The sequence below is a fragment of the Streptomyces sp. HUAS 31 genome (assembly GCF_028198125.1).
In the GTDB taxonomy this organism is placed as follows: domain Bacteria; phylum Actinomycetota; class Actinomycetes; order Streptomycetales; family Streptomycetaceae; genus Streptomyces; species Streptomyces chartreusis.
In genome coordinates, this window is sequence record NZ_CP116353.1 from 7,151,935 (window position 1) to 7,177,891 (window position 25,957).

At 71.7% G+C, this 25,957-nt stretch carries 22 protein-coding genes; 3 read left to right on the forward strand and 19 right to left on the reverse strand.

Annotation, left to right across the window (positions count from 1 at the left end; genetic code table 11):
* Nucleotide 1 precedes the first annotated feature (1 nt).
* Genes PGH47_RS31885 through PGH47_RS31895 form a run of 3 tightly spaced genes read right to left on the reverse strand, consistent with a single transcriptional unit; the run spans nucleotide 2 to nucleotide 2,385 of the window.
* Complete coding sequence (locus PGH47_RS31885; protein WP_271666232.1) at nucleotides 2-1,036, reverse strand: zinc-dependent alcohol dehydrogenase family protein; 1,035 nt, start codon at nucleotides 1,034-1,036, stop codon at nucleotides 2-4.
* A 33-nt stretch (nucleotides 1,037-1,069) separates the two neighbouring features.
* A complete protein-coding gene (locus PGH47_RS31890) occupies nucleotides 1,070-1,441 on the reverse strand; it encodes a DUF2255 family protein (RefSeq protein ID WP_150499504.1) in 372 nt (123 codons plus the stop codon).
* A gap of 59 nt (nucleotides 1,442-1,500) precedes the next feature.
* Nucleotides 1,501-2,385, reverse strand: a complete 885-nt coding sequence (locus PGH47_RS31895) for an aldo/keto reductase (protein ID WP_271666233.1) — start codon at nucleotides 2,383-2,385, stop codon at nucleotides 1,501-1,503.
* A 414-nt stretch (nucleotides 2,386-2,799) separates the two neighbouring features.
* Here PGH47_RS31895 and PGH47_RS31900 point away from each other — a divergent pair, with 414 nt between their 5' ends.
* From PGH47_RS31900 to PGH47_RS31910, 3 genes are all read left to right on the forward strand, one after another.
* Complete coding sequence (locus PGH47_RS31900) at nucleotides 2,800-3,696, forward strand: helix-turn-helix transcriptional regulator (protein WP_271666234.1); 897 nt, start codon at nucleotides 2,800-2,802, stop codon at nucleotides 3,694-3,696.
* Between the two features lie 23 nt (nucleotides 3,697-3,719).
* On the forward strand, nucleotides 3,720-4,739 hold the full coding sequence (locus PGH47_RS31905) for an aldo/keto reductase (protein ID WP_271666235.1): 1,020 nt from the start codon (nucleotides 3,720-3,722) through the stop codon (nucleotides 4,737-4,739).
* Between the two features lie 123 nt (nucleotides 4,740-4,862).
* Nucleotides 4,863-5,543: a phosphatase PAP2 family protein gene (locus PGH47_RS31910; RefSeq protein WP_271666236.1), complete on the forward strand. Its 681-nt coding sequence runs from the start codon at nucleotides 4,863-4,865 to the stop codon at nucleotides 5,541-5,543.
* Nucleotides 5,544-5,570: 27 nt separating this feature from the next.
* On the opposite strand, the gene PGH47_RS31915 is transcribed toward PGH47_RS31910, so the two are convergent.
* Genes PGH47_RS31915 through asnB form a run of 16 tightly spaced genes read right to left on the reverse strand, consistent with a single transcriptional unit; the run spans nucleotide 5,571 to nucleotide 25,957 of the window.
* Nucleotides 5,571-6,896: a glutamate-1-semialdehyde 2,1-aminomutase gene (locus tag PGH47_RS31915; RefSeq protein WP_271666237.1), complete on the reverse strand. Its 1,326-nt coding sequence runs from the start codon at nucleotides 6,894-6,896 to the stop codon at nucleotides 5,571-5,573.
* Between the two features lie 7 nt (nucleotides 6,897-6,903).
* Complete coding sequence (gene rfbC, locus PGH47_RS31920) at nucleotides 6,904-7,455, reverse strand: dTDP-4-dehydrorhamnose 3,5-epimerase (protein ID WP_271666238.1); 552 nt, start codon at nucleotides 7,453-7,455, stop codon at nucleotides 6,904-6,906.
* Nucleotides 7,452-8,678: a polysaccharide pyruvyl transferase family protein gene (locus tag PGH47_RS31925; RefSeq protein WP_271666239.1), complete on the reverse strand. Its 1,227-nt coding sequence runs from the start codon at nucleotides 8,676-8,678 to the stop codon at nucleotides 7,452-7,454. Before PGH47_RS31925 ends, rfbC begins: the two co-directional genes overlap by 4 nt.
* Nucleotides 8,675-9,622 carry a glycosyltransferase family 2 protein gene (locus PGH47_RS31930; protein WP_271666240.1) on the reverse strand — a complete coding sequence of 316 codons (948 nt, stop codon included), beginning with the start codon at nucleotides 9,620-9,622 and terminating at the stop codon, nucleotides 8,675-8,677. The genes PGH47_RS31925 and PGH47_RS31930 overlap by 4 nt, the downstream gene beginning before the upstream one ends.
* Nucleotides 9,619-10,917, reverse strand: a complete 1,299-nt coding sequence (locus PGH47_RS31935; RefSeq protein ID WP_271666241.1) for a hypothetical protein — start codon at nucleotides 10,915-10,917, stop codon at nucleotides 9,619-9,621. Before PGH47_RS31935 ends, PGH47_RS31930 begins: the two co-directional genes overlap by 4 nt.
* Nucleotides 10,914-12,188, reverse strand: a complete 1,275-nt coding sequence (locus PGH47_RS31940) for a DUF4910 domain-containing protein (RefSeq protein WP_271666242.1) — start codon at nucleotides 12,186-12,188, stop codon at nucleotides 10,914-10,916. Before PGH47_RS31940 ends, PGH47_RS31935 begins: the two co-directional genes overlap by 4 nt.
* A complete protein-coding gene (locus PGH47_RS31945) occupies nucleotides 12,185-13,210 on the reverse strand; it encodes an NAD-dependent epimerase/dehydratase family protein (protein WP_271666243.1) in 1,026 nt (341 codons plus the stop codon). Before PGH47_RS31945 ends, PGH47_RS31940 begins: the two co-directional genes overlap by 4 nt.
* Before the next feature lie 3 nt (nucleotides 13,211-13,213).
* On the reverse strand, nucleotides 13,214-13,861 hold the full coding sequence (locus PGH47_RS31950) for a PIG-L deacetylase family protein (RefSeq protein ID WP_271666244.1): 648 nt from the start codon (nucleotides 13,859-13,861) through the stop codon (nucleotides 13,214-13,216).
* Nucleotides 13,858-14,643 (reverse strand): glucose-1-phosphate cytidylyltransferase, encoded by a 786-nt coding sequence (locus PGH47_RS31955; RefSeq protein ID WP_271666245.1) that lies wholly within the window; start codon nucleotides 14,641-14,643, stop codon nucleotides 13,858-13,860. Before PGH47_RS31955 ends, PGH47_RS31950 begins: the two co-directional genes overlap by 4 nt.
* On the reverse strand, nucleotides 14,640-15,875 hold the full coding sequence (locus PGH47_RS31960; protein ID WP_271666246.1) for a class I SAM-dependent methyltransferase: 1,236 nt from the start codon (nucleotides 15,873-15,875) through the stop codon (nucleotides 14,640-14,642). The genes PGH47_RS31955 and PGH47_RS31960 overlap by 4 nt, the downstream gene beginning before the upstream one ends.
* Nucleotides 15,872-17,116: a glycosyltransferase gene (locus tag PGH47_RS31965; protein WP_271666247.1), complete on the reverse strand. Its 1,245-nt coding sequence runs from the start codon at nucleotides 17,114-17,116 to the stop codon at nucleotides 15,872-15,874. Before PGH47_RS31965 ends, PGH47_RS31960 begins: the two co-directional genes overlap by 4 nt.
* Nucleotides 17,117-17,118: 2 nt before the next feature.
* A complete protein-coding gene (locus PGH47_RS31970; RefSeq protein ID WP_271666248.1) occupies nucleotides 17,119-18,363 on the reverse strand; it encodes an O-antigen ligase domain-containing protein in 1,245 nt (414 codons plus the stop codon).
* A gap of 1 nt (nucleotide 18,364) precedes the next feature.
* A complete protein-coding gene (locus PGH47_RS31975) occupies nucleotides 18,365-19,888 on the reverse strand; it encodes a right-handed parallel beta-helix repeat-containing protein (protein WP_271666249.1) in 1,524 nt (507 codons plus the stop codon).
* Between the two features lie 2 nt (nucleotides 19,889-19,890).
* A complete protein-coding gene (locus PGH47_RS31980; RefSeq protein ID WP_271666250.1) occupies nucleotides 19,891-21,834 on the reverse strand; it encodes a heparinase II/III family protein in 1,944 nt (647 codons plus the stop codon).
* 2 nt (nucleotides 21,835-21,836) lie between these two features.
* Entirely contained in the window at nucleotides 21,837-24,008 is a 2,172-nt protein-coding gene (locus tag PGH47_RS31985) for a bi-domain-containing oxidoreductase (RefSeq protein ID WP_271666251.1), read from the reverse strand.
* Nucleotides 24,009-24,025: 17 nt separating this feature from the next.
* A complete protein-coding gene (asnB, locus tag PGH47_RS31990; RefSeq protein WP_271666252.1) occupies nucleotides 24,026-25,957 on the reverse strand; it encodes an asparagine synthase (glutamine-hydrolyzing) in 1,932 nt (643 codons plus the stop codon).

Below are 25,957 nucleotides of genomic sequence, written 5' to 3' on the forward strand. Positions count from 1 at the left end.
GTCATGGACGGACCAGCACCTTCAAGGACTCGCGGTCGTTCATCGCGCGGTAGCCGTCGGCGATGTCCTCCAGGGTCACGGTGCGGTCGAAGACCCGGCCGGGGCGGATCGAGCCGTCGAGGATGTGCGGCATCAGCTCCTCGATGTAGGCGCGGGCAGGGGCGACGCCGCCGGTCAGGGTGATGTTGCGCATGAAGTCGCCGAACCCGAACGGTACTTCGGGGTATTGAGGGGCGCCGACGCGGCTGATCGTGCCGCCCGCGCGGACCACGCCGAGGCTCTGCACCAGGGCGTCCTTCAGGCCGACGCATTCGAGGACCTTGCGGGTGCCCTCACCGCCGGTGAGTTCGCGGACCAAGTCGACGCCCTCGTCCCCGCGTTCGGCGACCACGTCGGTCGCGCCGAAGTCGCGGCCCAGGTCGGTGCGGGCCCGGTGGCGGCCCATGAGGACGATCCGTTCGGCGCCCAGCAGCCGGGCGGAGAGCACGGCGGACAGGCCGACCGCGCCGTCCCCGACGACGGTGACGGTGTCGCCGCGGCGGACGCCCGCCGTGCGGGCGGCGTGGTAGCCGGTGCAGAGCACGTCGGAGAGCGTGAGCAGGTCGGGCAGCAGCTCGGAGTCCTCGGCGACGGGCATCTTCACCAGCGTGCCGTCGGCCTGGGGGACGCGGGCGGCCTGGCCCTGGCCGCCGTCGACGCCGTTCACGCCCCACTGGCCGCCGTGCGGGCAGGAGGTCTGCAGCCCCTCGCGGCAGTACGCGCAGGTGTTGTCGGCCCAGACGAACGGCGCCACGACCACGTCCCCCGGCTTGAGGGTGCGTACCGCGGAGCCGGTCTCCTCGACGACGCCGAGGAACTCGTGACCCATGTGACGGGGGGTGTCGGTGGGCTCCAGCGACTTGTAGGGCCACAGGTCGCTGCCGCAGACGCAGGACAGCACGATCCGTACGACCGCGTCGGTGGGCTGCTGGATCTTCGGGTCGGCGACGTCTTCGACACGTATGTCCTCGGCCGCGTACATCAGGGTGGCGCGCACGGTGGGGCTCCTCGGGGAGACGGCGGTGAGTGGTCAGCGGGGTTCGAGGCGGAGGGTGGAGGCCCGGGCCCGGTCGGTCAGGACGTGGTCGACGATGCTGGTGTACCGGCCGTACTTCTCCCGGTAGGCCGCGTCCACGTCGGCGTACTCGCCGGGATCGGCATCGCGGAAGGCGACGTCGGCACGGACGCCTCCGGCCTCGACACGTCCCCGCAGGCGTGAGCGTGTGCCCTGGTACCAGGGGCCGTCGACGCCCTTCACCGAGCGGACGTAGAGCCGGTCGCCCGCCCGTACGACCCACATGGTCACGGGGGCACGGAGTGTGCCGTCGGAGCGTTCGGACTCCAGGGCCAGCTCTTCCGCCGTGCCGATCTCTGTCAGGTCGGAGTCGTTCCAGGTGGTCATGGTCCTCACCTTCGGTGGAGGGAATCTCGGGCTTTCCGAATCCCGGGGCTCCCGGAGTCTCAGGCTTCCGGGATGGCGCGCCCGTAGGCGGCGAGGGTGACGTTCTCGGGCTCGGGGCCGCCGCGCCGGCCGGTCTCCAGGGCGTCCAGGGACTTCAGCTCCTCCGCGGTGAGGGAGAAGTCGAAGACGTCGATGTTCTCGGCGATGCGCCGGCGCCTGGTCGACTTCGGGATCACCGAGCGGCCCTGCTGGATGCCCCAGCGCAGCAGCACCTGGGCCGGGCTCTTGCCGTGTGCCCCGGCGATCGCGGTCACGACCGGGTCCTCCAGGACGCTCCTGCGGTCCTCGCCGTATCCCGGATAGAAGGTGATTCCGCCGATGGGGGACCACGCCTGGTTGAGGATCTGGTGCCGGTCGTCGAAGTCGAGGACGGCGCGCTGCTGGAAGTAGGGGTGGATCTCCAGCTGGTTGACGGCGGGAACGACGGTGGTGGCGTCGAGCAGCGCGGTCAGGTGCTCGACCATGAAGTTGCTGACGCCGATGGCGCGGACCCTGCCGTCGGCCAGGAGCTTCTCCAGGGCGCGGTAGGCGGCGATGGTCCTGTCGAAGTCGGACGGGAGGGCCTGGTGGAGGATGAGCAGGTCGATCCGGTCGACGCCGAGCTTGGCGGCGCTCTTGGCGAAGCCGTGCAGGGTCTCGTCGTAGCCGTAGTCGCTGATCCAGATCTTCGTCTCGATGAAGAGGTCGTCGCGGGGCACCGCGGAGTCCCGGACGGCCTGGCCGACCTCGCGTTCGTTGCCGTACGCGGCCGCGGTGTCGATGTGCCGGTAGCCGAGGTCGAGCGCGGCGGTGACGGCGGCCCTGGTCTCGTCGGGCGGGGTCTGGAAGACGCCGAGTCCGAGGGCGGGCATCCGTACGCCGTTGTTGAGGGTGACGGTCTGCATCACGAGGACCTTTCGGAGTGGAGGCCCGTGCGGGCGCGATTCGCGGTCGGGGTCAGGACGCTCGGGCTCAAGGCGCTGCCGATCCCGGTGGACGGGGTCCGACCAGGACCGATGCGGCGCCGGCGGCGACGCCACTCCGGTCGGACATGTTCGCCGTGGTCAGGGCAAACCCGACAAGCAGCACTCTCGGCCTGCTCGCCCGCTCCGGCAACCGCGGCTACTTGAACGGCATGCGGCCGGGGTCCGGAGTCTCTCCAGAGAACCCCATGTGGCACACGGGAGGGAGTCACTGCTCTTCCGGGTAATGCCAGTACCTCGCACGTCCTCCCGGACCGATCTACGGTGAAGAGCGAGGCAGGACCGTCCGCCCGGGGCGTGAGCGCCGGCGGACGAGTGATTTCGGGGATCAGGACGATGGCTGACAGAGACAAGAAGGGCGTGGCCGCCGAGGTCCGCGAGTTCCTGAGCACCCGGCGTGCCCGGATCACCCCCGATCAGGCCGGACTGCCGGTCTACGGCGGCAACCGCCGCGTCGCGGGCCTGCGCCGGGAGGAGGTCGCGCTGCTCGCGGGCATGAGCGTCGACTACTACGTCCGCCTCGAGCGCGGAAACCTCTCCGGCGCCTCGGACTCCGTACTGGAATCCCTCGCTCACGCCCTGCAACTCGACGAGGCCGAGCGCACCCACCTGTACGACCTGGCCCGCGCGGCGACGCCGTCGGGCCGGCGCGCCACGGTGACCGCGTCCCGGGTGCGGCCCACGATCCTTCGCCTGCTCGACTCGATGACCGACGTACCGGCGTACGTACGCAACGCACGCTTCGACATCCTCGCCGCGAACACGCTGGGGCGGGCGCTGTACGCACCCCTCTTCGACTCGCCCCTGTTCGCGCAGCGCGGGCCGGTCAACAGCGCCCGCTTCCTGTTCCTGGATCCCGCGAGCAAGGACTTCTGGATCGACTGGGACAAGGGCGCCGACGACTCCGTCGCCTTCCTGCGCACCGAGACCGGCCGGGCTCCCCACGACAAGGCGCTCACCGACCTGATCGGTGAACTGAGCGCCAGGAGCGACGACTTCGCCCACCGCTGGGCCCGTCACGACGTGAAGTTCCACCGCTCCGGCGTCAAGAACCTGCACCACCCGCTGGTCGGCGATCTCGCCCTGCCCTACGAGGCGATGGACCTGCCCTCCGATCCCGGACTGCGCCTCAACTTCTACACCCCCGAACCGGACTCCCCGGCGCGGGAGGCCCTCGGTCTCCTCGCCGGCTGGGCGGGCACCGGCACCGTCGTTCCGACCACGAACGACTGACCACTTCAGAGGAGCACAGCTTCATGCAGTACCGACCGCTCGGCCGCACCGGCGTCCAGGTCAGCCCGCTCTGCCTGGGCGCGATGATGTTCGGCCCCTGGGGCAACGAGGACGAGGCCGACTCGATCCGGATCATCCACCGCGCCCTCGACGCCGGGATCAACTTCGTCGACACCGCGGACGTGTACTCCGCCGGAGTCTCGGAGGAGATCGTCGGCAAGGCCCTGAAGGACCGCCGCGAGGACGTGTTCCTGGCGACCAAGTTCTTCATGCCGATGGACCCGGACGACCCCAACCGGCGTGGCGGCAGCCGACGTTGGATCATCCGCGAGGTCGAGAACTCCCTGCGGCGGCTCGGCACCGACCACATCGACCTCTACCAGGTGCACCGCCCCAGCCCCGACACGGACGTCGCCGAGACGCTCGGGGCGCTCTCCGACCTCGTGCACCAGGGCAAGATCCGCTACCTCGGCTCCTCGTCCTACTCCGGCTCCCAGATCGTCGAGGCCCAGTGGGTCTCGCGCGAGCGGCACCTGGAGCGGTTCGTGACCGAGCAGCCACCGTACTCGATCCTGGTGCGCGGGATCGAGGAGGACGTGCTCCCCGCCGCCCGCCGCCACGGCATGGGGACCCTCACGTACAGCCCGCTCTCCGGTGGCTGGCTCTCGGGCCGTTACCGCAGGAACGCCACCGAGGGCCCCGCCTCCGCCGCGCGCCCGCAGGCCCGCTTCGACATGGGCACCCCCGCCAACCAGCGCAAGCTCGACGCCGTCGAGCAGCTCGCGGTCCTGGCCGAGAAGGCCGGCCTCACGCTGATCGAGCTCGCCGTCGCCTTCGTCGTCAACCACCCCGGTGTCACCTCGGCGATCATCGGCCCGCGCACCATGGAGCAACTGGAGGCGTTCCTGCCCGCCGCAGACGTCACGCTCCCGTCCGACGTGCTCGACGCCATCGACGAGATCGTCGCACCCGGCGTCACGGTCAACCCGGTCGACAACAGCTACGGCGACTTCGAACTGCGGGTCGACCAGCGGCGCCGCTGACCGATTCGGCAGGATGGGGGCCATGACGCGTCGCGCCCTCATCTCGCCCCAAGTGGTCCAGATCCGGAAGGCCGTTCATCGGTCACGGCGAAGCGCCGTGGGGCGATCCCGCGTGGTGGCCTTGTGAGCGGGCGGTCGGCGGTGTTACCGCCGTCGCTGCGGGCGTGGCTCGGGCTGGTCTCGGGTCTCGCCGCGTTGGTGGTCCTCGGGCTCGGGGTCGCGTACTCCGGGCACACGGAGCCCGGTCGGGTGGACAGGTGGGTCGTCGATCCGACGGCGGACAGCGTGGGGCCGCCGTGGCGGGGGGTCGCGCTGGCCGTCGACTTCCTGGGGGAGCCCGTGGGCGCGGCCATGCTGGTCGGCGCCGTCGTGACCGGCTGTCTGCTGCTGCGGAGTCCTCGCGCGGCGGTGTTCGTCGTCGCCGGTCCGGGAATCGCCGTGGTGACGGCGACGCTGCTCAAGTCCCTGGTGGGGCGCACCATCCACGGCGACGACAACCTGTCGTATCCGAGCGGGCACACCGCCTTCCTCACCTCGCTCGCCCTCGTGGTGGCGCTGCTCGTGACCGGGCGGCTCGGCCTCGGGAGGATGGCCGGCTCGCTGGTCGTGCCGGCCGCGGCGCTGGTTGCGGGCACCGTCATGGGCTGGGCCCAGGTCGCCCTGGGCGCGCACTACCCGACCGACGTCCTCGGCGGCTGGTGCACCGCGCTCGCGGTGATGCCGGCGACCGCGTGGCTCGTCGACCGGACGGCCGACCGGATCGTCGATCGGACGGCCGACACCGGTCGGCGTGAGCTGCGCTGACGTCACATCAAGGCAGGTGATGCCGCGTCACGCCAGGCGGCGGAACACCGGCTTCACCGGCCGTCCACCGAGCCACGGCTTCGGGTCGGCCGCGTCAAGTGCCTTCCGGTACACCGCACATGCCTGGGCCACCACGTCGACGGTTTGATCGATGTCCGCGTCGTCGAGCGCGCTGCTCACCACGAACGACGGTGCCAGCACCCCGCCCGCGAGGAGCCGGCGCAGGAACAGCGTGCGGTACTGCTGCGAGGGCCGGCCGTTCTCGTCGAGGGTGGCGAAGACCAGGTTGCTGGCCCGGCCGCGGACGAGGACGTGGTCGGCGACGCCCATACCGGCCGCGGCCTCGCGGACACCCGCGGCCAACCGCTCGCCCAGGGCGTGCAGTCGGGCGGTGATGCCCTCCTCCGCGTACGTGGCCTGCACGGCCATCGCGGCGGCCAGCGAGTGCGTCTCCGCACCGTGCGTGGTGGACAGCAGGAACACCCGGTCGCCCGAGTGCCGCAGCCCGCCCCGCTCCATCAGCTCGCGGCGCCCGGCCAGCGCGGAGACGGCGAACCCGTTGCCCAGCGCCTTGCCGAACGTGGAGAGGTCCGGGACGACGCCGTACAGGCCCTGGGCGCCCGCCTCGGACCAGCGGAAGCCGGTGATCATCTCGTCGAAGATCAGTACGCAGCCGTGCCGGTCGGCGAGCTCGCGCAGGCCGGTGAGGTAGCCGGGCGGCGGCTCGGTGTGGCCGGCGGGCTCCAGGATCAGGCAGGCGATCTCGTCCTGGTACCGGGTGAGCAGTTCCTCGGTGGCGGCCAGGTCGCCGTACGGGAACGCCACGGTGAGTTCGGTGGTCGCCGTCGGGATGCCGGCAGACATCGGTGTGGTGCCGATGAACCAGTCGTCGACGGAGAAGAACGGATGGTCGCCGCAGATCGCCACCCGTGGGCGGCCGGTGACGGCACGGGCGAGGCGCACCGCGGCGGTGGTGGCGTCGGAGCCGTTCTTCGTGAACTTCACCATCTCGGCGGTCGGCACCGTGGCCAGGAAGCGTTCCGCGGCTTCGAGTTCCATCATGGACGGCCGCACGAAGTTGGTGCCGCGGTCGAGTTCCCGTCGTACCGCCTCGTTCACGCGCGGGTGGGCGTGGCCGAGGCTGACCGAGCGCAGGCCGGAGCCGTACTCGATGTAGCGGTTGCCGTCGACGTCCCACACGTGGGCGCCACGGCCGTGGCTGATGACCGGGGCCAGGTTCTCGGGGTACTGGTCGTCGCCCTTGGCGTAGGTGTGCGCGCCCCCGGGGACCAGGGCGTGCAGCCGCTCGTTCGCCGCCCGCGACCGGGGCAGGAAGAACTCCTCAGTGTCCACGCTGACTTCAGCTCTCTCTCTGCTTCAGGACCTGGGCGAGGCTCGGCGCCTGGCGGTCCCGCTGGGACATCGATGTGGCCGGCAGCGGCCAGCGGATCGCGAGTTCCGGGTCGTCGAAGGCGATCGTCACGTCCTCCGCCGGATCGTGCGGACGGTCGATCCGGTACGAGGTGTCGGCGGACTCGGTCAGCGCCTGGAAGCCGTGCGCGCATCCCGCCGGGATGTACAGGGTCGTCTGTGTATCGCCGGACAGTTCGAAGGTGGCCACGTTGCGGTAGGTCGGCGAGTCGGGCCGCAGGTCCACGACGACGTCGAAGATCCGTCCGTAGGAGCACCGCACCAGCTTGGCCTCGCCGGCGCCGGAGCGCAGGTGCAGGCCGCGCAGCACGCCCCGGACCGAGCGGGACACGCTGTCCTGGACGAAGGCGTCGGGGTCGATGCCCACCGAGCGGACCACGTCGGCGTCGAAGGTGCGGCAGAAGAAGCCGCGTTCGTCGGCGTACGGCGTCGGCTCGAAGAGGTACGCGCCGGCGATCGCCGGGACTTCGATGGCCTTCATGGAGTCTCCTGCCGGGTACGGGCCTGCGCGTGGTCGGTTGTCGGGAACAGGGCGGCGGTCAGGGCGGTGAACTGCTCCTGGAGCTGCCGGGCCGCGACCAGGTTCCGCTCGGCGAGAGTCCGCCGCAGCTCGGCCGATCGCTTCTCCAGCGCCCGGAACTGCTCCAGCAGCCGGTCGGCGTCCACCTCGCGAGCCGGATGGCAGTACGCGGCGAGGCCCATCCGGTCCATGAGCGCGTCGCTCTTCGCCGCGTAGCTCAGTGCGAGCGTCGGGGTGCCGGCCTTCAGCGCGCAGACCAGGTTGTGATACCGGGTCGCCACCACGGTTTCGGCGGCCGCCGTCTCCTTCATCAGGTCGGCCAGCGAGGTCGCCTCGGCGGCGGTCACCAGCGGTGAGTCCACCGCTTCGAGGACCGCGGCGACCACGGACCGGTCGCACTCGTCGCCGGTGAGCAGCCGCACCGGCCTGCCGTCCTCCACCAGCGCGCGGACGAACCGGGTCGTCCCGTCGAGGTAGCGCCGGTGGATCTCCTCGGCCCGGGCACGGTCGTCGTCGCCGCCGTGGAAGTCCATGACACCGACGCAGACCGGGCCCGGAGGACTCGAAGGTGCGCCGGCCCGCGGTGCCGGCAGGGCGAACGCGAGGTCCGGGTGGACCCCGTCGCGGGCGGTGTCCACGCCCATCTCCCGCAGCGCGTCGCGGGACTGGGCGTCCCGGAACGACCGGTAGGCGGCCAACCGCGCCGACCGGCGCACCAGGCCCCGGGTCAGCCGGTTGCCGACGGGACCGGCGCCGACGCCGACCAGCGCCACCTTGGTGCCGAACAGCTGGCCGGACGCGCAGAGCAGGAACAGCGAGTACGGGAAACCCCACGGCCGCAGCGGCAGCGTGGCCTCCAGGACGCCCATGCCCGGCACGATCACCACGTCGTGCCGGCGCACCCAGGCCGCGGTGCGGACGACGTCGACGAGTTTGCCCAGCCCTTTGCCCGCGATCGCGCCCGCACGTGACGCGGTCCGGTATTCCCCGCGGTACCAGTGCAGCCGTGTCGCGGGGATCCCGTACCGGGCGGTGACGACCTCGGGTCCGCCGCACAGCGCGTCCACGGACGCCTCCGGGTGCTCGGCGCGCAGGTACCCGAGGACGGCCTCCAGCGACCCGTCGTTGCCGAGATTGCCGGAACCGAGCAGGCCGAACATCCCGACGCGTACGGGGGGTCTCATGTCCGCCGCCCCTCGCGTCCCGCGACCAGGTCGTCGACGGAGACGGTGAGCTTCGCCGGGTCGACGGGGGCGCGGTCCTCGACGCGCTCGCCGGCGCCCGGCCGGGCCCGGCTGGTCATCCACTCGCCCAGGTGGCGGTAGCAGGCGCGCCGGTCGGCCCCGGACAGCGGAGCCCGCCGGATCGCCGAGACGAAGCCCAGGACGTACTCGGCGAGCAGCCGGGGCGTCGGGTGCAGCGGGCCCGCCCGGCGCGGGTCCAGGTTGACGCACCGGGAACGCTTGCTCGGGTTCGCCCGCTCGGCGCGGGTGGGATGGTCGCGGCGGAAGTACAGCAGCTCCGGCACCTGATGGAAGGGTCCCTGGAGGACGATCTGGGCGACGAACGTGCGGTCCGCGTGGTGGTAGCTGTCGTGCGGCCGCACCCGGCGCAGCATGTCGGCGCGCATCACCCCGTAGAAGTCGTCGCCGCCGGGCTCGAACAGGAAGCTGCGGAAGCGCTCCGGGGCGTCGGGCGAGGCGGTCGCGAGACCGTACTCGTAGGGGACCTTCACCTGTCCGTCGCCGTCGATGACCGCCTGGTCGGAGTGCGCGAGGACGATCTCCGGCCGCTCGTCCAGCGCCTCCACACAGCGGCGCAGCAGGTCCCGGGCGTAGAGGTCGTCGTGCGAGGCCCACTTGAACAACTCGCCGCGGCACTGGGTGAACACGTAGTTGTGGTTCGGCGCGGCGCCGACGTTCCGGGGCAGCCGCAGATAGCGGATGCGCGAGTCCTGCGCGACGTACTTGCGGCAGATCTCCTCGGTCCCGTCGGTCGAGGCGTTGTCGGAGATGACCAGCTCGAAGTCCTCGTAGGTCTGCCCGAGGAGGGCGTCGAGCGACTCGGCGAGGTACTCCTCGCCGTTGTACACGGGCAGGCCGATGCTCAGCCTGGGTCGGGCGGTCATGGCGTCCTCACTTCGGGAATGGAGTCCTGGTGGTGCTCGCGCAGGGCGGAGCGCAGCTGGAGCCACCACACGGCGGAGGCGGCGAGGGTCGCGGTGGCGACGCCCCAGGCCGAGCCGACCGTGCCGGCCAGGGCCGCGCCGCCGAGCCCGCCCGCCGCGTAGCAGGCGGACGCGAACAGCTGGCAGCGCAGGCTGCGCCGGGCCGCGGCGAGCGCGCGCAGCCCGGCCGCGGCGCCGGTGCCGAGGCCGGCGCCCGCGACGCCGAGGGTGACCGGCACGATGAGCTGTGCGGCGGAGTGCCAGACGTCGCCGAGCACTAGCTCGCCGAGCCGGTCCGGCATCAGGAGCAGCGCCCCGCCCCAGCACAGCGCGGCGACGGCCTGCCCGCCTCCCAGCAGGAGACAGAACCTGCCCAGGCGGTCCGGGGCCCGCCGCAGCACCCGTGCCGCCTCCGCGACGGTGACCAGCGACAGGCCCATCAGCACGGCGAGGAACGGGCCGAGCAGCAGCTCCGCGCCCCGGACCGCGCCCACCGCGCCGACGCCGACGATCGCGCCGAGCCCGTACGCACGCAGCTGGCTCGCGCCGCTGAGGCTGACGTTCTCGACGAGGTACCGGTAGCCGAGGTCGCGCTGCTCGCGGAGCCAGTCGCGTGCCTGGGCCGTGCGCGGCAGGATGCCGGACTGGACGTAGCCGTATCCCGCGGCCACCGTGGCGGACGCGCCCCAGGCGAGCACGAAGGCGGCCACGCTGCCCGCGCGGGCGGCCAGCACCATCGCCGGGACGAGCGCGACGCCCCACACGACGTCGTTGACGAACGCCTTGCGCCCGGTGCCGGCGGCGAAGAACGCGTACCGCCAGGCGTCCTGGAGCAGCAGTCCCGGCAGCATGACGCCGAGACAGGCGAAGGCAGGCCCCACCTGGCCGCCGAGGGCGAGGCCGACGACCAGACATGCCGCACCGATCGCGGCGCCGACGCCGAGCGCGGTACCCGACGAACGGGCCACCGCCCCGCGCCAGGCCGTGTCCGACACGCCGCTGAAGCGCACCACGAGCGGGTCGGTGGCAAGGCCCCGGGAGACGTTGAGCACCACGCCGTAGGTCACCCAGGCGAGGCTGAACACGCCGAACGCGGTCACCCCCAGCGAACGGGCCACGTAGATCCCCACCGCGAAGTTGCTGATGCTGGAGGCCGCCTGGTCGGCCAGCCCCCAGGACAGCCGGCCGGCGAAGGCCCGCCGGGTGGACCGCGCCGGTGCCTTCGCCTTCTCCTCCTCGGTGGTCATCCGCGTCATGCCTTGATCAGACCGGCGCCGTGCAGGGCGTCGGCCGCGGTGGCGACGGTGTCGAACGGCAGCCCGGACCGCTCGGTCACGTCCAGCAGACTGTGCTCGCCGTCGGAGAGGCTGAGCACCCAGAGCATGGCCATCTGGGCCTGCTTGGTGTCGCTGCGGCCGCCGAGCGCGTCGTACAACCCGCGCCGGCCGAGCTGTGGTTCGCCGTAGGGGCTGAGGTTGAGGTACCTCCGGTTGCGGTCGAGGACGCCGAACGCCTCGCGGCAGACGGCGAGGGTGTCCGCCATCGCCTTCGGGGAGACGAAGTCCAGGTTGTCCGCCGAGGTGTGGTACTCGGGGTAGCCGCCGTACGTGGTCCGGCTGAGCGAGCCCACGCCGAGGTTGAACCCGGGCGAGCAGTACTGCCGCTCGTCGTAGCCGTACGGGGTGAACTCGTTGATCTGGTGGGGGCGTTCGGAGGCCGCCAGTACATGCCCCATCACCCGGTCGATCTCCGCGTCGCCGCGCCTGCTCCGCTTGTACGTCAGCGAGCCCGAGTCACCGGCGCAGGCCAGCACCAGCCCGTGCTTGACCCGGTCGACCCGCTCGGCGTTGCGGGCCAGCCAGGTGATCGCCCCGATGGTGCCGGGCGCGTAGATGAACCGGTAGGTGTAGTACGGCGTCTCCTGCGCCAGCTCCCGGGCCAGGAACGTCGCCACCGCGATGCCGGCCAGGTTGTCGTTGGCCAGCGACGGGTGGCAGACGTGGCAGGAGACGATCACCTCGTCCGGGACCTCACCGGGGACCACGTACTCGGCGTAGGTGAGGTGGCCGTCGGCGAGGGTGGAGTCGATGTGCACCTCGTACTCGCCGTCCGGCAGCGCGTCCAGGGTCTCCTGGGCCAGGCAGAACCCCCACTCCGGCTTGTAGTAGCTGGTGCGGTACGGCACCCAGCCCGGGTGCTCCGGAAGCGTGTGCAGGTGCGCGCGCAGCTCGGACAGCGGCATGGTCGCCGACACCGGCACGCTGTAGCCGAGCACGTGCAGGCTGGACTCGGCGAAGTCGACGACCCGGTTGCCGTCGGAGTCGGCGATGTAGGCGTCCCGGATGTTCCACTCCTGCGGCACCGTCCAGTCGAGCACCTGGGTCCCGGTCGGCACCTCGTACGTCTGGAGCGGGATGTACTCGCCGACGATGTCCAGGGTGGCGCGCACACCGTCGCCGGTGATGCTCCGGCACAGCGGGTACAGCCGCTCCACCAGCTCGTACATCTCCTCGCCTGCGTCGGTCATCGGCGCCACCGCAGGGTGTCGTCGACGGCGCCGGCCTCGGACGCCGAGCGGAGCACGGCGAGCCGGGTGAAGCGCTGCTCGAAGGCTTCCCTGGTCAGGTCGAACTTCCGGTAGGAGTCGGCCAGTTCCAGCGCGCCCCGCTTCACCGTCCACTCGCAGTCGAAGCCGGGGATCGCGGCGCGGAAGCGGGAGAAGTCCACGCGGTACGACCGCGGGTCGGCGCCGTTCTCCCCGGTGATGTTCACCTTGGAGCCGGGCACCGCCTCGGCGACCTGCTCGGCGATCTCGGCGACCGTGACGTTGTTGGTCTCGCTGCCGATGTTGAACGCCCGGTCGTGCACGGCTTCCCGGGGCGCGGTGAGCGCGGCCGTGAAGGCCCGGGCGATGTCGACGGCGTGCACCAGCGGGCGCCAGGGGGTGCCGTCGGAGAGAACCAACACCTCGCCGGAAAGCAGCGCGTGGCCCACGAGGTTGTTCAGCACGATGTCGGCGCGCAGCCGGGGCGAGTAGCCGAAGGCGGTGGCGTTGCGCATGTACACCGGGGTGAAGTCGCCGTCGGCCAGCTCGTGCAGGTCGTCCTCGACGCGCACCTTGGACTCCGCGTACGGCGTCACCGGGCGCAGCGGGGCGTCCTCGGCCACCAGCTCGTCGCCGCCGGCGGCGCCGTAGACCGAGCAGGTGGACGCGTACAGGAAACGCCCCACCCCGGCGTCGCGGGCGAGTCGGGCGAGCCGTACGGACGCGTGGTGGTTGATGTCGTACGTCAGCTCCGGCGCCAGCGATCCCAGTGGGTCGTTGGAGAGCGCGGCCAGGTGGATCACGGCGTCGACGCCGGCCACGTGCTCGGCCGTGACGTCGCGCAGGTCCACCTTGTGCCCCTGCGGGTCCGCCGGGGTCTCGCCGAGGACGCAGTCGGCGAAGAGGCCGGCGTCGAGGCCGACGACCTCGTGTCCGGCGGCGGCGAGGACCGGGGCCATGACGGTTCCCAGGTATCCCTGGTGACCGGTCAGCAGTACGCGCATGGTTCAACCCCCCAGGTTGAGCTTGAGTTTGGTGACGGCGAACGCTTCGGCGTATCGCTCGTGGCATTCGATGCCGCGGATCCGCGCGAGGCCGAGGAAGGCCTCCCGGTCGTACCAGGGGCGGTGGCGCTGCGAGGCGTAGTGCTCCTGCAGCAGCCGTACCTTCTCCTCGGCGATCTCCGTCGGCAGCGGCTGGTAGGCCGCCATACGGCCGAGGTCGCCGTCCCACTTGACGATCTCGTAGCCGAGCACGAGGTGGTCGCGGAACGCGGTCGGTATCAGCCGCGCCAGGCCGCGGTGGTCCTGGTGCGCGTCGTCGGTACGCGGGGCGAGGATCAGGTCCGGCTCGGTCTGCCCGCGCAGCTCCTCGACCGCGGCCTTGGCCTCGTCCCAGTGCACCGGCATCCGCCCGTCCGGCAGTTTCAGCACGGTCAGCCGCAGGTCGGCGCCCGGGCAGAAGGCGGCGAGCGCGGCCCGCTCCTCCTGCTCCCGGTCGGTGCCGCCGCCGGACAGCACCAGCGCGTCGACCCGGAGGCCGGGCCGTGCGCGGCACATCGTCAGCAGCGTGCCGCCGGCGCCGATGGCGATGTCGTCGCAGTGCGCGCCCACGGCGACGATCCGGTCCGGGGACCCGGCCCCGAGTCGGATCACGCGCGCACCCCCTGCTCCCAGACGGCCCACGGGCGGTCGCCTCTGGCGTAGGCGGCGTCCAGCGCGGCCCGCTCCTTGACGGTGTCGGTCGGCTTCCAGAAGCCGCGGTGCTGGTGCGCCACCAGCCGTCCGCGCTTGGCCAGCTGGGCGCAGCCGTCGGCGACCAGGTCCCCGTTCTCCGGTATGTGGTCGAAGACCTCCTGGCGGAGCACGAAGTAGCCGCCGTTCTCCCACAGCGGCATGTCGCTCACCGCGGTGATGCCTCCCACCAGGCCGTTCTCGCCCAGCTCCACACAGTGGAAGGAGGACTGCGGCGGCACCACCATCATCGACGCCCCGGCGTCACGCGCGGCGAACCGGTCGATCATCTCGTCGAGGGGCGCGTCGGTGAGCACGTCGGCGTAGTTGGCGAGGAACATCTCGTCGCCGTCCAGGTGGTGCCGCACCCGGCGCAGCCGCTCCCCGATGGGCGACTCGATGCCGGTCTGCGCGAACGTGATCGTCCAGTCCGAGATGTCGGTGGACAGCAGCTCGGTCCGTCCGCCGCGCAGCACGAAGTCGTTGGACGTCGTCTCCTCGTAGCTGAGGAAGAAGTCCTTGATGTGGTGCGCGCCGTACCCGAGGCACAGGATGAACTCCGTGTGCCCGAAGTGCGCGTAGTAGCGCATGACGTGCCAGATCAGCGGCCTGGGGCCGACCATCGCCATCGGCTTGGGCACGTCGTCCGCTGCGCCGCTGCGCATCCGCATCCCGTAACCGCCGCAGAACAGGACGACCTTCATCGCTTTACCTCGACAATGCTCAGTTCCGGGATGGGGAAGACCAGCCGGCCGCCCCAGTCGCCCACGAAGGACAGCTGTTCGATCAGCTCAGCCCGCAGGTTCCACGGGAGGACCAGGACGTAGTCCGGCCGGTCGGCGGCGATCTGATCGGGCGCCAGGATCGGGACGCGGGTGCCCGGGGTGTACCTGCCGTGCTTGTAGGGGTTGCGGTCGACCGTGTACGGGAGCAGGTCGGGCCGGATGCCGCAGTGGTTGAGCAGGGTGTTGCCCTTGCCGGGAGCGCCGTAGCCGACGACCGTCTCGCCACGCTCCGCCGCTGTGATGAGGAACTTCAACAGGTCCCGGCGCACCTTGGCCACCCGGGCGGAGAACTCGGTGTACCCGGACAGCTCCTGGAGTCCGGCGGCCTTCTCCCGGGCCAGCACGTCCGCCACCCGCTGCGACGGCTCGCCTGCCACCTCGGCGGGCCGGGCCCACAGCCGGATGGAGCCGCCGTGCGTGGGCAGCAACTCGACGTCCACGAGCGTGAGTCCGCCGCTCGCCAGGGCCCGGATCGCGGAGGCGACCGTGTAGTACTGGAAGTGCTCGTGGTAGATCGTGTCGTACTGGTTGTCCTCGATCAGGGTCAGCAGGTGCTGCACCTCGATGGAGACCCAGCCGTCGTCGGCGACCAGGGCACGCAGCCCCTGGGTGAACCCGACCACGTCGGGGATGTGCGCGTACACGTTGTTGGCCACGACCAGGTCCGCCGGTCCGTGCTCGGCGCGCACCGCCGAGCCGGTGTCGGGCGACAGGAACTCCGTGAGCGTGGGCACGCCCGCGTCCCGGGCCGTGGCGCCGACGTTCACCGACGGCTCGATGCCCAGGCAGCGGATCCCGTGGTCCACCACGTGCTTCAGCAGGTACCCGTCGTTGCTCGCGACCTCGACCACGAAGGCGTCGGTGCCGAGACCCAACCGCCGCACGGCGTCTGCGACATACGTACGCGCGTGCTCCACCCAGGAGGTCGAGAAGGAGGAGAAGTACGCGTACTCGCTGAACGTCTCCTCCGGCGTGATCAGCGGAGGTATCTGTGCCAGCCAGCAGTCGGTGCAGACCCGAAGGTGCAGCGGGTACGCCGGCTCCGGCTTGTCCAGTTGGTCCGCGGCCAGGAAGCTCTCACATGGTGGCGTCGCCCCGAGGTCGACGACGCTCGCCATCGCTTCCGAGCCGCAGAGTCGGCATCGTGTCATCTACTGTCCCCATCCCCCCTGTTCGCGCGGGTGTCCCCGCCGCGAGCCAGCGCTGACCGTCCCGCGATCGCGGTGCGGTACTCCTCCACCAGGCGTTCGAGGCCGACGGCCGGGCTGAAGCCCAGCTCGTACCGGCGTCGGGCCGCCCGGCCCATCTCCCGGTTGCGGTCCGGTCCGGCCGCGATCCGGCGTATGCAGGACGCGAGCGATTCGGGCTCGCCCGGCCGGTGCAGCAGCCCGGTCACTCCGTCCTCGACGAGTTCGACGAACGCGCCGTGACCGGCGGCGACGACCGGGACCCCGGCCGCCATCGCCTCGACGACCACCAGGCCGAACGCCTCCAGCCACGTCGAGGGGGCCACCACGGCGACCGACCGCGCGATGGCCTTCCGGCACTCCGCCGTGTCGTACAGGCCGACGTACCGCACGTCGTCCCGGCCCGCCGCCCACGCGGTCACCTCCTGCTCCAGCGGTCCCGTGCCGGCTATCACGAGCGGCACGCCCACCCCGCCGGCCGCGGCCAGCTCGTCCCACGCGGTCATGAGCAGCCGAACGCCCTTGGCCTCCGCCAGCCGGCCGAGATACAGCACGTGCTCGCCGGCGCCCGAGCGGCGGTCGTCCGGGTCGGGCACGAAGTTGTGCTTCACCACCAGCCGTTCGGCCGGCATGCCCGCCCGCACCAGCACATCGCGCTGGGCCGCGGAGATGCACAGGAACCGCTCCACGCCTGACCACCAACGCCGCCGGTTGACCGACATGCTGACCGCGAGCGGCACCGTCGCAAGGCGCGAGTCGCGGTAGCAGCCGTGCCGCACGGCGGGCAGCGGTGCCGTCGAACCGACGCACTCGGTGCACGGCCGGCCGGCCCGCTGGAGCGTGCCCGGCGGGCAGACCTGGGTGTAGTTGTGCAGTGTGGCGACCGCGGGCACGCCGGCGTCGGCGCATGCGGCCAGCACCGCGGGCGACAGGAGCGGGAAGACGTTGTGGACGTGGACCACGTCCGGCCGTTCGGCGCGCAGCCGGGCAGCCAGCTCGGTGCGGACCGCCGGGTTCCACGGCACGAGGAACGGCAGCGCGGCCTTGCCGAGCAGGGACCGGTCGGCGATGTCGTCGCTGCGCCGCTCGAACAGCTCGACCTGATGGCCGGCCGCGCGCAGCAGCTCCACCTCCTGGTCGACGACCTTGTTCTCCCCGCTCGGCTGCGCCGAGGCGTAGCGGTTGTGCACCACGAGAACGTGCATGCTCAGATCACCTCCGTTCTCCGGGCCCACTGCGGGACGCGTCGTCGAGGGGCTTCGGGCGTCATGAGAGGCGCCTCGGGCACGGGCACGGGCGCGGGCGCCGCGAGCAGCGAGGCGGCCAGCGCCAGATGCAGCAGATACGGCGAGGCGTCGCCCAGGCCCGCCTCGGTGTACGACGCCATCGCGCAGTAGCTGATCAGGAAGATCGCGCAGGCCCGCTCCAGCGAGGGCGGCCGCAGCAACGCGATGCCGCCGAGGCCGATGACGATCGCCGCCACGAGGGAGACGCCGATCAGCCCCTGCTCCTGGTAGACGGCCAGCCAGCTGTTGTCGATCGGCAGCCCGCCGAACGACTTGTCGCCCAGGCCCATGCCGAACAACGTCTCCCCGGTCGACCGGGGTTCGGCCAGCAGGGCGTCCCAGACCTTGGCCCGGCCGGTCAGGCTGGAGAAGTTCTCCTTGCTCTGCCCGCGCAGGAACCACGCCTGGAGCACGGAGGCGAACCCCACCGCGGCCACCGTGGCGCACACCACCGCCCACGTGAAGAAGCGGCGGGCGGCGGCGCTGGTCAGGATGAGCGACCCGATCGCCAACGTCAGCCCGATGACGAGGCCGAGCGTGGCCGTGCGGGTATGGGTCAGCGCGAGCAGGACGAGCGAGGGCACGATGACCACCGCCGCGCCCTTCCGGTCGGTGCGACGGCCCAGCAGGAGCAGCACGGTGAGCCCGATGATCACCGCGGCGTACTGTCCGATCTGCGGTGGCGTGAGCGGCCACAGCGCGCCGACCAGCCGTCCGCCGTAGAGGTCGGGCAGGGCCGCGCCCGGCGAGATGACCAGGCCGGCGGCCACCAGCCCGAGCACCGCGAAGTACATCCGGATGTGATGCCGTACGAACGCCGTACTGCCGTCCCACCAGCGGCTGAGCAGCCACAGCGTGCCGACGAAGAGCGCGAGCCGGGCGCACCGGAACAGCGCACCGAACCCGGACTCCAGATTGGCGCTGGAGATCACGCTCGTCACCAGGAGCAGGGTGAGCAGGGACACGTACGCACTGGCTCGGATGCGCAGCTTGAGATTGACGGTGAGCGCCAGCGTGAACGCGGCGACCAGCGCGCCCATGGTGACCATCTGGATCAGCGAACGGGGCAGCGGCACGATGGTCTTCGCCCCGGCGGAGCCGAGCGTGTTGAGGACCAGCAGCCCCCAGACCGTCCCGACGATCTTCGGTGTGCGATCTCCGGCCATCTCAACCACCATCCCGTGCGCGCAAGGTGCTGCCCGCGTCCTGCCGGTACGGCGTGGCCTGCCAGCGCCCGAAGTCGAGCACCTGGCTCGGGTCGTGGGCGACGAACGTCCACGGTCCGACGTAGACGTTGTCGTGCCAGCGGTTGTGCTGCTTGCGGGTGATCGCCTCGGAGACCCGCTCGCCCTGGTACGGCGACCAGTCCGGATAGGTGCCGTAGTTGGCGAGGACGGCCATGCGGTCGCACTTCGCCGCGCACTTGACGACCGACTTGTCCAGCACGAAGCGGTTGTCGTGGATGTCGACGCGCTGGGTCTTCCACCGGCAGTCGGCGTACAGCGGTGCCTTGGCGATCGCCGGCTCCGCGCAGCGGTCGGTGTCCTTGACCAGCAAGGTGCAGTCACCGGAGGAGGTGTTGGCCGGGCTGTTGCAGAAGCGGTCGGCGTTCTCCCACAGGGTGATCCCGGACCAGTTGTTCTCCAGTACGTTCCGGTAGATCTCGATCTTGTCGGTGCGGGCCTTGATCCGTGGCTCGCCGCCGGACTCGGACAGGTAGACGGTCGCGAAGGGGAAGTTGTCCCCGCGCTCGGCCTGCCTGCGGCCCTCGACCCAGTTGTTCCGCCGGATCGTGTTGCCCCTGATGACGGCGTTGTAGCTGGTCTCGTAGATCAGGGCGGCACCGTCGTTGTCCTCGAGCACGTTGTTCTCGATGCGGAAGTCGTTGTTGTTGGTGTCCGCCCACAACCCGGTTCCGCGGTTGTCGTGCACCCAGTTGCCGCGTACGTCGGCGCCGTCGACGGCCCAGAACTTGATGCCTCCGGTGCAGCCGCAGCCTTCCCTGCGCCGCTCCCAGTCGTCGGTGTTGTTGCCGACGATCTCGTTGCCCTCGACCACCAGGCCGCTGATACGGCCGCCGCCCTTGTACGCGTTCATGCCGTACTGGCCGTTGCCGCGCAGACAGCTGGCGCGGACCTGCTGGTGGGCGCCTGCCATCAGTCCGGCACCGGAGTTGTCCTGGATCGTGGCGTGCTCGATCACCCACCCGTCGGCCGAGTCGTGGTTGACCACGCCCTCGTCCGGCGGCGCGACGAAGCGCTGCACGGTCAGATGGCCGATGGTGACGTGGCGGGCGCTGCCGCCGAACGCGTACTGGTTCTTCTTGCGGCCGTCGAGCACCGCGCCCGGCGCGCCGAGGTAGCGGTTCCCCTCCTTGGGGATGACCTGGGCGTAGCGGTCCGGGTCGAGCCTGTGCTTGCCCGGCCGGAGCCAGAACGTGGTGTTCGGGGGGTTGCTCCTGGTCTTCGCCGCCAGGTCGCCGACGACCTTGGGGTCGACGGTCACCGCGCCCGCCGGTGCCTTCGCCGGCCCGGCCCCGGGCTGGGCGCACACCCGGGCCACGGGCGTGGGCGACGGCGTGGCGGCCGGCTTCGCCCCGGCGTCCGACGTGCTGTCGCAGCCGGTCACCGCCAGCAGGGCGAGAGCCGCCGGTGCCGCCACCGACGCCCAGTGCCGCCTGTTGATCCTCACGTTCACCCCTGGCTGCCGAACCCGAGCACGGTGACGAAGCCCTCCGTGCCGTCGGTGGAGCCGGTGCCGACCAGCGTGGTGGCGGGCTCCTTGCGCCCGAATCCGGCGGAGTACCAGCCCAGCGGCGGGTCGCTCTCGCCGCGGTGTGCCCGCCAGCTCAGCTGCCCGGGCAGGTCGAGCACCGCGGAGCGCTCCTCGCCGTCCCGGGTCCAGGTGAGGACGGCCCGGCTGCCCACCAGCTCCGCGGTGATCGCCGGGCCGAGGTGAAACGCCAGCCGCACGGACCGGTTCGGGCCCCGCACCTCGTCGACGATCCTCAACTCCCTGCTCGCGGCGGTGAGTTCCACCCGGCGGCGGTGCACGGAGCCCTGGTAGCCGTCGTGTTCGGCACACCAGCGGGCCACGTCCTTCTCGGACGTGTCCGCGACCAGGACGCGGCTGCGGGCATGCCGGGTCCACAGGAACGGGCCGCCGGAGACGGACTGGTCGTCGCCGTCCAGCTGCAGGGTGTTGTGGCCGAGGGTGGAGCGGAAGTACCGCCGCCACTCGGGCTGCCCGTGGTAGCAGTACGTCCCCGGGTCGGCGAGCACGTCGACGCCGTCGTGCCGGACCTCCACGGACAGCGCGTCCGCGTGGGCGTGGGCGGCGATGGACAGGAACCCGTGCGGACCCCCGTCGCAGCGGCACCAGATCTCCTCCGGCCCGCGCAGGACGGTCATGCCCGCGTCGGCGAAATGAGCCGGCCGGCTCGCCGGGCGCGTGGCTTCGATGGCGCCGGGTCGTATGAGCGCGGCCAGCAGCGGGGTGCGTACATCGCCGCCGGTCACCTCCGGCCACCAGGCGAGCCGGCCGAACACGGCGTCCCCGGTGGCCAGCAGCGAGGCCCAGCGGTCGGTGCCGGCGCCGTCCACGATCAGACCGTGACCGTCGTCCGCGTCGCCCTGGCGCGGGGGCCGCAACCGGCTGTCCACGACGGCCGCGAGCGCGTCGGTCATCCGCAGCAGGACCAGCCGCACGGGCGCCGGTACCGGCACGCCCGCCGCGTCCGCCTCGGCCACCGCGGCCAGGCCGAGCTCCAGCACCAGCCCGTGGTACTCGGTGGCCAGCTCACGGTTGAGGCCGGATCCGAAGGTGTTGGCCCGCAGATGCCGCTCCAGCGACCGCAGCGCGTCGGCCCGCCAACGCGCCGAGGAGGGGAACCAGCCGAAGGCGCAGGCCGCGGCGAACTGCCCGGCGGCCTCCGCGATGACATGGTTGTTCGCCGACGACCCCCGGCTGGGGAACGCGGCCAGCCAGCGCTGGTGGTGCCAGATCTGGTCCAGCGCCACCGGGTTGTCCTCGAACAGCCCGGCCGCGCCCGGCCAGCCTTCGAGGAGCCGGCGGATCCACACCCAGGACAGCAGCCGTATCCCCAGCTCGATGCCGCTGATCCAGTGCACTCCGCGCAGCGGCGCGTTGGCCGCCCACCACGACCGCAGGTGCTCGGCGACACGCTCGGCGTACCGCTCGTCCCCGGTGACCGCGTAGGCCGCGGCGAGGACGGTGAGGTACTGATGCCGGGACGGCTCCCAGATCTGCTTGATGTCCCCGACCGTGTCCTCGCTGCGGTACGGCACGTCGAAGGCGTAGCCCCACGGCGCCCGGCGCCCCGTCTTCGGGTCGTGGCACCAGTCCGGGTCGACCAGGTCGTCGCGGACCACCCCGAAGAACTCGGCGTGCCCGGCCATCAGCCGGTCCGCCTCGGCGATGAGACGTTTCGCGGCGTCCGGCGGCACCGCGGCCGTCGTCCCCGCGGGCAGCACCGCCGTGAACCGGGCGCCGCTCACGCCCGGGCTGTCCGGCAGCGACGAGCGCCACCGCCGTCTGCGCACCGCGTCGCCCGCCCGGCCGCCGATCTCCCGCGGCCCCATCCGGGACAGGCGCCGCAGGTACCAGCCCGCGCTCATGCTCACAGGGCCCTCGCCAACGTCACCGGCGCACCGGCGGCCAGGCCGGCCTGCACGGCGAGGGTGGCCGACGTGGTCGCGACCAACGACTGAAGCGGCACCGGCATCGGCCCGCCGGTCCGCACGGCCTTGACGAACGCGGCCAGTTCGGCGTTCTGGCCCTTGTCCCGGGCCTTGGGCAGCCGCGAACTGACCCACCTCTTACGGGCGTACACCGAGGCGCGGACGAAGTCGTCGAGCCGCAGCACCTTGCCGTCCGCGACCAGGTCCAGCGTCTCCTTGGGGAAGCCGGGCGCGCCGGTGGTGACGTAGCTGATGGTGGCGGTGGACCCGTCCGGGTAGCGCAGCACGACCTGGAGGTCCTCGTTGCCGGCCGGGGCGACCGCGTACACCGACACCGGGTCGGCTTCGAGGAGCCAGCTCGCCGTGTCGATGAAGTGTCCGCCCTCGCCCTCGAACCGCGAGCCCTCGGTGCCCTGCTGGAGGTACCAGCTGCCGTGCTGGAGCCGGCCCGCGTTGACGAGGTAGCGCAGGCTCGCGGGACCGGTCCGGGCGCCGAACCGCTCCTTGGCCTCGGTCAGCAGCGGCGCGAACCGGCGGTTGAAGCCGACCTGGAGCCGGTCGTTGCCGGACTCCTCCACCGCCGCGAGCACACCCGCCAGGTCGTCCTCGGTGAGCGCCAGCGGCTTCTCCACGAACACGGCCTTGCCGGCCAGCAGCGCCTGTCGGGTCAGGTCGGCGTGCGAGCTGTGGCGGGTGACCACGAACACCGCGTCGATGGACTTGTCGCCGAGCACCGCGTCGAGATCGGTGGTCGCCTCGGCGAAGCCGAACTTGCGCTGCGCGTTGGCCCCGGACAGTGCCGTCGTGGTGACGACCGTGGACAGCTCGACGCCGTCACGCCTGGCCAGGTGCGGCAGCAGCATCGACGTCGCGTAGTTGCCGGCGCCGACGAACGCGAGGCGCACCGGCCTGCTCGCGGCCCGGGCCGGAATCGGCTTCACGTTCACCGCGGGCACGGCCACCGCCGGGGCCTCGGCCCGATCCTCCTGCTCGGGGTACCGGAACAGCACCGCCACGGCCTTCAGGTCGCCGTCCTTCAGACTCCGGTACGTCTCGACGGCGTCGTCGAAGTCGGCGATGTGCGAGACCAGCGGCTCCACGTCGACTCGGCCGCGGGCGACGAGGTCGAGGAAGCACGCCAGGTTCCGGCGCTCGGTCCAGCGCACATAGCCGATCGGGTAGTCGCGCCCCTGAAGCTCGTACTCCGGGTCGTAGCGCCCGGGGCCGTAGCTGCGGGAGAACCGGACGTCGAGCTCCTTCTCGTAGTACGCGTTCCACGGCAGGTCCAGGCGGCACTTGCCGATGTCGACGACCCGGCCGCGGTCCCGGCACAGCCGCGCGGCCAGCTCGACGGGCTGATTGCTGCCACCGCCCGCGGCCAGATACACCTGGTCCACGCCGTGCCCGTCGGTGAGTTCGGCGACGGCGGCCTCCACGGCCGCGGACTCGGGATCGCCGCAGGCCGCGGCGCCCAGCCGCTCGGCCAGCTCGCAGCGCGCCGGGTCCGGGTCGACGCCGACGACACGGACGCCCGAGGCGTTGAGGAGCTGCACCACCAGCTGCCCGATCAGCCCGAGGCCGATGACCAGGGCCACTTCGCCGAGCTGCGGCTCGCCCTGGCGGACGCCCTGCATCGCGATCGACCCGACGGTCCCGAAGGCCGCGTGCCGCGGCGCGAGGCCGTCCGGCACCGGGGTGTAGAGGTTCTTCGGCACCCAGTTCAGCTCGGCGTGCAGCGCGTGCTCGTTGCCCGCGCAGGCCACGAGGTCGCCGACCTTCACGTCGTCGATCCCGGCGCCGACCTGCTCGACCACACCGCACAGCGAGTAGCCCAGCGGCGTGTAGGAGTCCAGCTTGCCCATCACCTTGCGGTAGGTGGCGGGCACCCCGTTGGTGGCCACGCTCTGCATGACCTTGGCCACCTGGTCCGGGCGGGAGCGGGCCTTGCCCAGCATCGACATGCCGGCCTCGGACACCTTCATCATCTCGGTCCCGGTGGATATCAGCGAGTACGCGGTGCGGACCAGCACCCCGCCCGGCTTGCACCCCGGCTCCGGCACGTCGAGCACCGCCAGCTCGCCGCTCTTGTAGTTCTGTACAACCTGCTTCACCCGAACTCCTCTGATTCCTAAGCCGTTAACCGAGTGCTCTGGCCGGACCCAGAGGTCGCGTCGCGATACCAGTACTCGAGGGTCAGCACATGCCACAGATGCTTGGAGAAGTCCCGCTGCCCCGCGGCGTCCTCGGCGGCCATCCGCGCCAGCGCGTCGCGGCGCAGCAGCCCTGACCTGACCAGCTCGCCGTCGTGGATCACCTCACGCACCAGCGGTGCCAGATCCCGGCTCATCCAGGCCCGCAGCGGCGCGCTGAACAGGCCCTTGGGCCGGTACACGATCTCCCGGGGCAGGATCGAGGTGGCCGCCTCCTTGAGGACGGCCTTGCCCTGCCGCCCGGCGATCTTCCGGTCGCCGGGGAATGCGAACGCCGCCTTGACCACCTCGACGTCCACGTACGGCACCCGCACCTCGGTCGACGCGGCCATGCTGGAGCGGTCCGTGTACGTGAGGTTCAGGCCCGGCAGGAACATCCGGGCGTCCGTCAGGCACATACGGTTGACGAAGTCGTCGAGGTCGTTGTCCCGGTAGACGTCCGCGTGCTCGGTCAGCACGTCCTCGACCGTCCCGGCCAGATCCGGATCGACCAGGTCGAGCAGTTCCTCCTGGTCGTACATGGTGTAGCTGCGCCGGAACGCGGTCTCCTCCGGCAGATCGGCGAAGGAAAGGAACCGTTTGGCGAAGCGCACCGACCGGTACCCCCGGCGGCTCGTCGCGACCGGCAGCCGGTCCACGAGAGCGGACACCCCGCGCCGCAGCGTCCGCGGGACGCGCTGGTAGCGCAGCGCGAGCAGGTTGGCCAGGTGCTTGCGGTACCCGGCGAACAGCTCGTCGGCACCCATCCCCGAGAGCATCACCTTCACCCCGGCCTCCCGGGCGGCCGAGCAGATCAGGAAGGTGTTGATGGCGGCGGGGTCGCCGATCGGCTCGTCCAGGGAGTACGTCATCTGCGGCAGCAGATCGAGCACGTTCGGGGCGATCTCGATCTCGTGCAGGTCGACACCGAACCGCTCGGCGACCTGCCGGGCGTAGCGCAGATCGTCCGGCATCGCCTCGAACTTGGCGTCCTCGGCGCGGAACCCGATCGTGTAGGCGGAGATCCCGGGCTGATGGCGGGCCGCGAGGGCCGTCAGATAGCTGGAGTCGAGACCGCCGGAGAGGAACGTCGCCACGGGTACGTCGGAGAGCAGGTGGCGCCGGGTCGACTCCTCGACGACCGCGTTCAGGTCCGGCAGCTCGCCGCTGCGGGCCCGCTCCAGGCCCTCGGCGGCGACGTCCTTCAGGCTCCAGAACGTGCCGCGCTCCACCCGGCCGTCGGGCCGGCACCTGAGCCAGCTCCCCGGCGGCAGCTTCTCCGCCTCGCGGAACGCGCACCGCGAGTCCGGCACCCAGTAGTACAGCAGCGAGGCCACCAGTGCCGCCTGGTCCACCTCCAGCGATCCGCCGGCGGCGGCGAGCGCCTTGAGCTCGGAGGCGAACACCATGCCTTCGCCGCGCCGCAGCAGGAACAGCGGCTTGATGCCCAACTGGTCGCGGGCGAGCACCAGTTCACCGGTGCGCTCGTCGAAGATCCCGAACGCGAACATGCCGCGCAGCCGGGGCAGACAGTCCGTGCCCCAGCGCCGCCACGCCTCCAGGAGCACCTCGGTGTCGGAGGTGCCGCGGAAGCGCACCCCGGCGGCGGCCAGCTCGGCGCGCAGCTCCGGCGCGTTGTACAGCTCGCCGTTGTACGTCAGGGCGAGGCCGTCCGAGACCATCGGCTGGGCGCCGGTCGCGGACAGGTCGATGATGGCCAGCCGGCGGTGCCCGAGGTACACCTCGCCGTCACCGACGGGGTGGCTGTACCGGCCCGCCCCGTCGGGTCCGCGGTGGGCGAGGGTCTCGGTGAGCCGGTCGGTCACGGCCTTCCCGTCCGGCCACCGGTAGGTGCCTGCGATGCCACACAT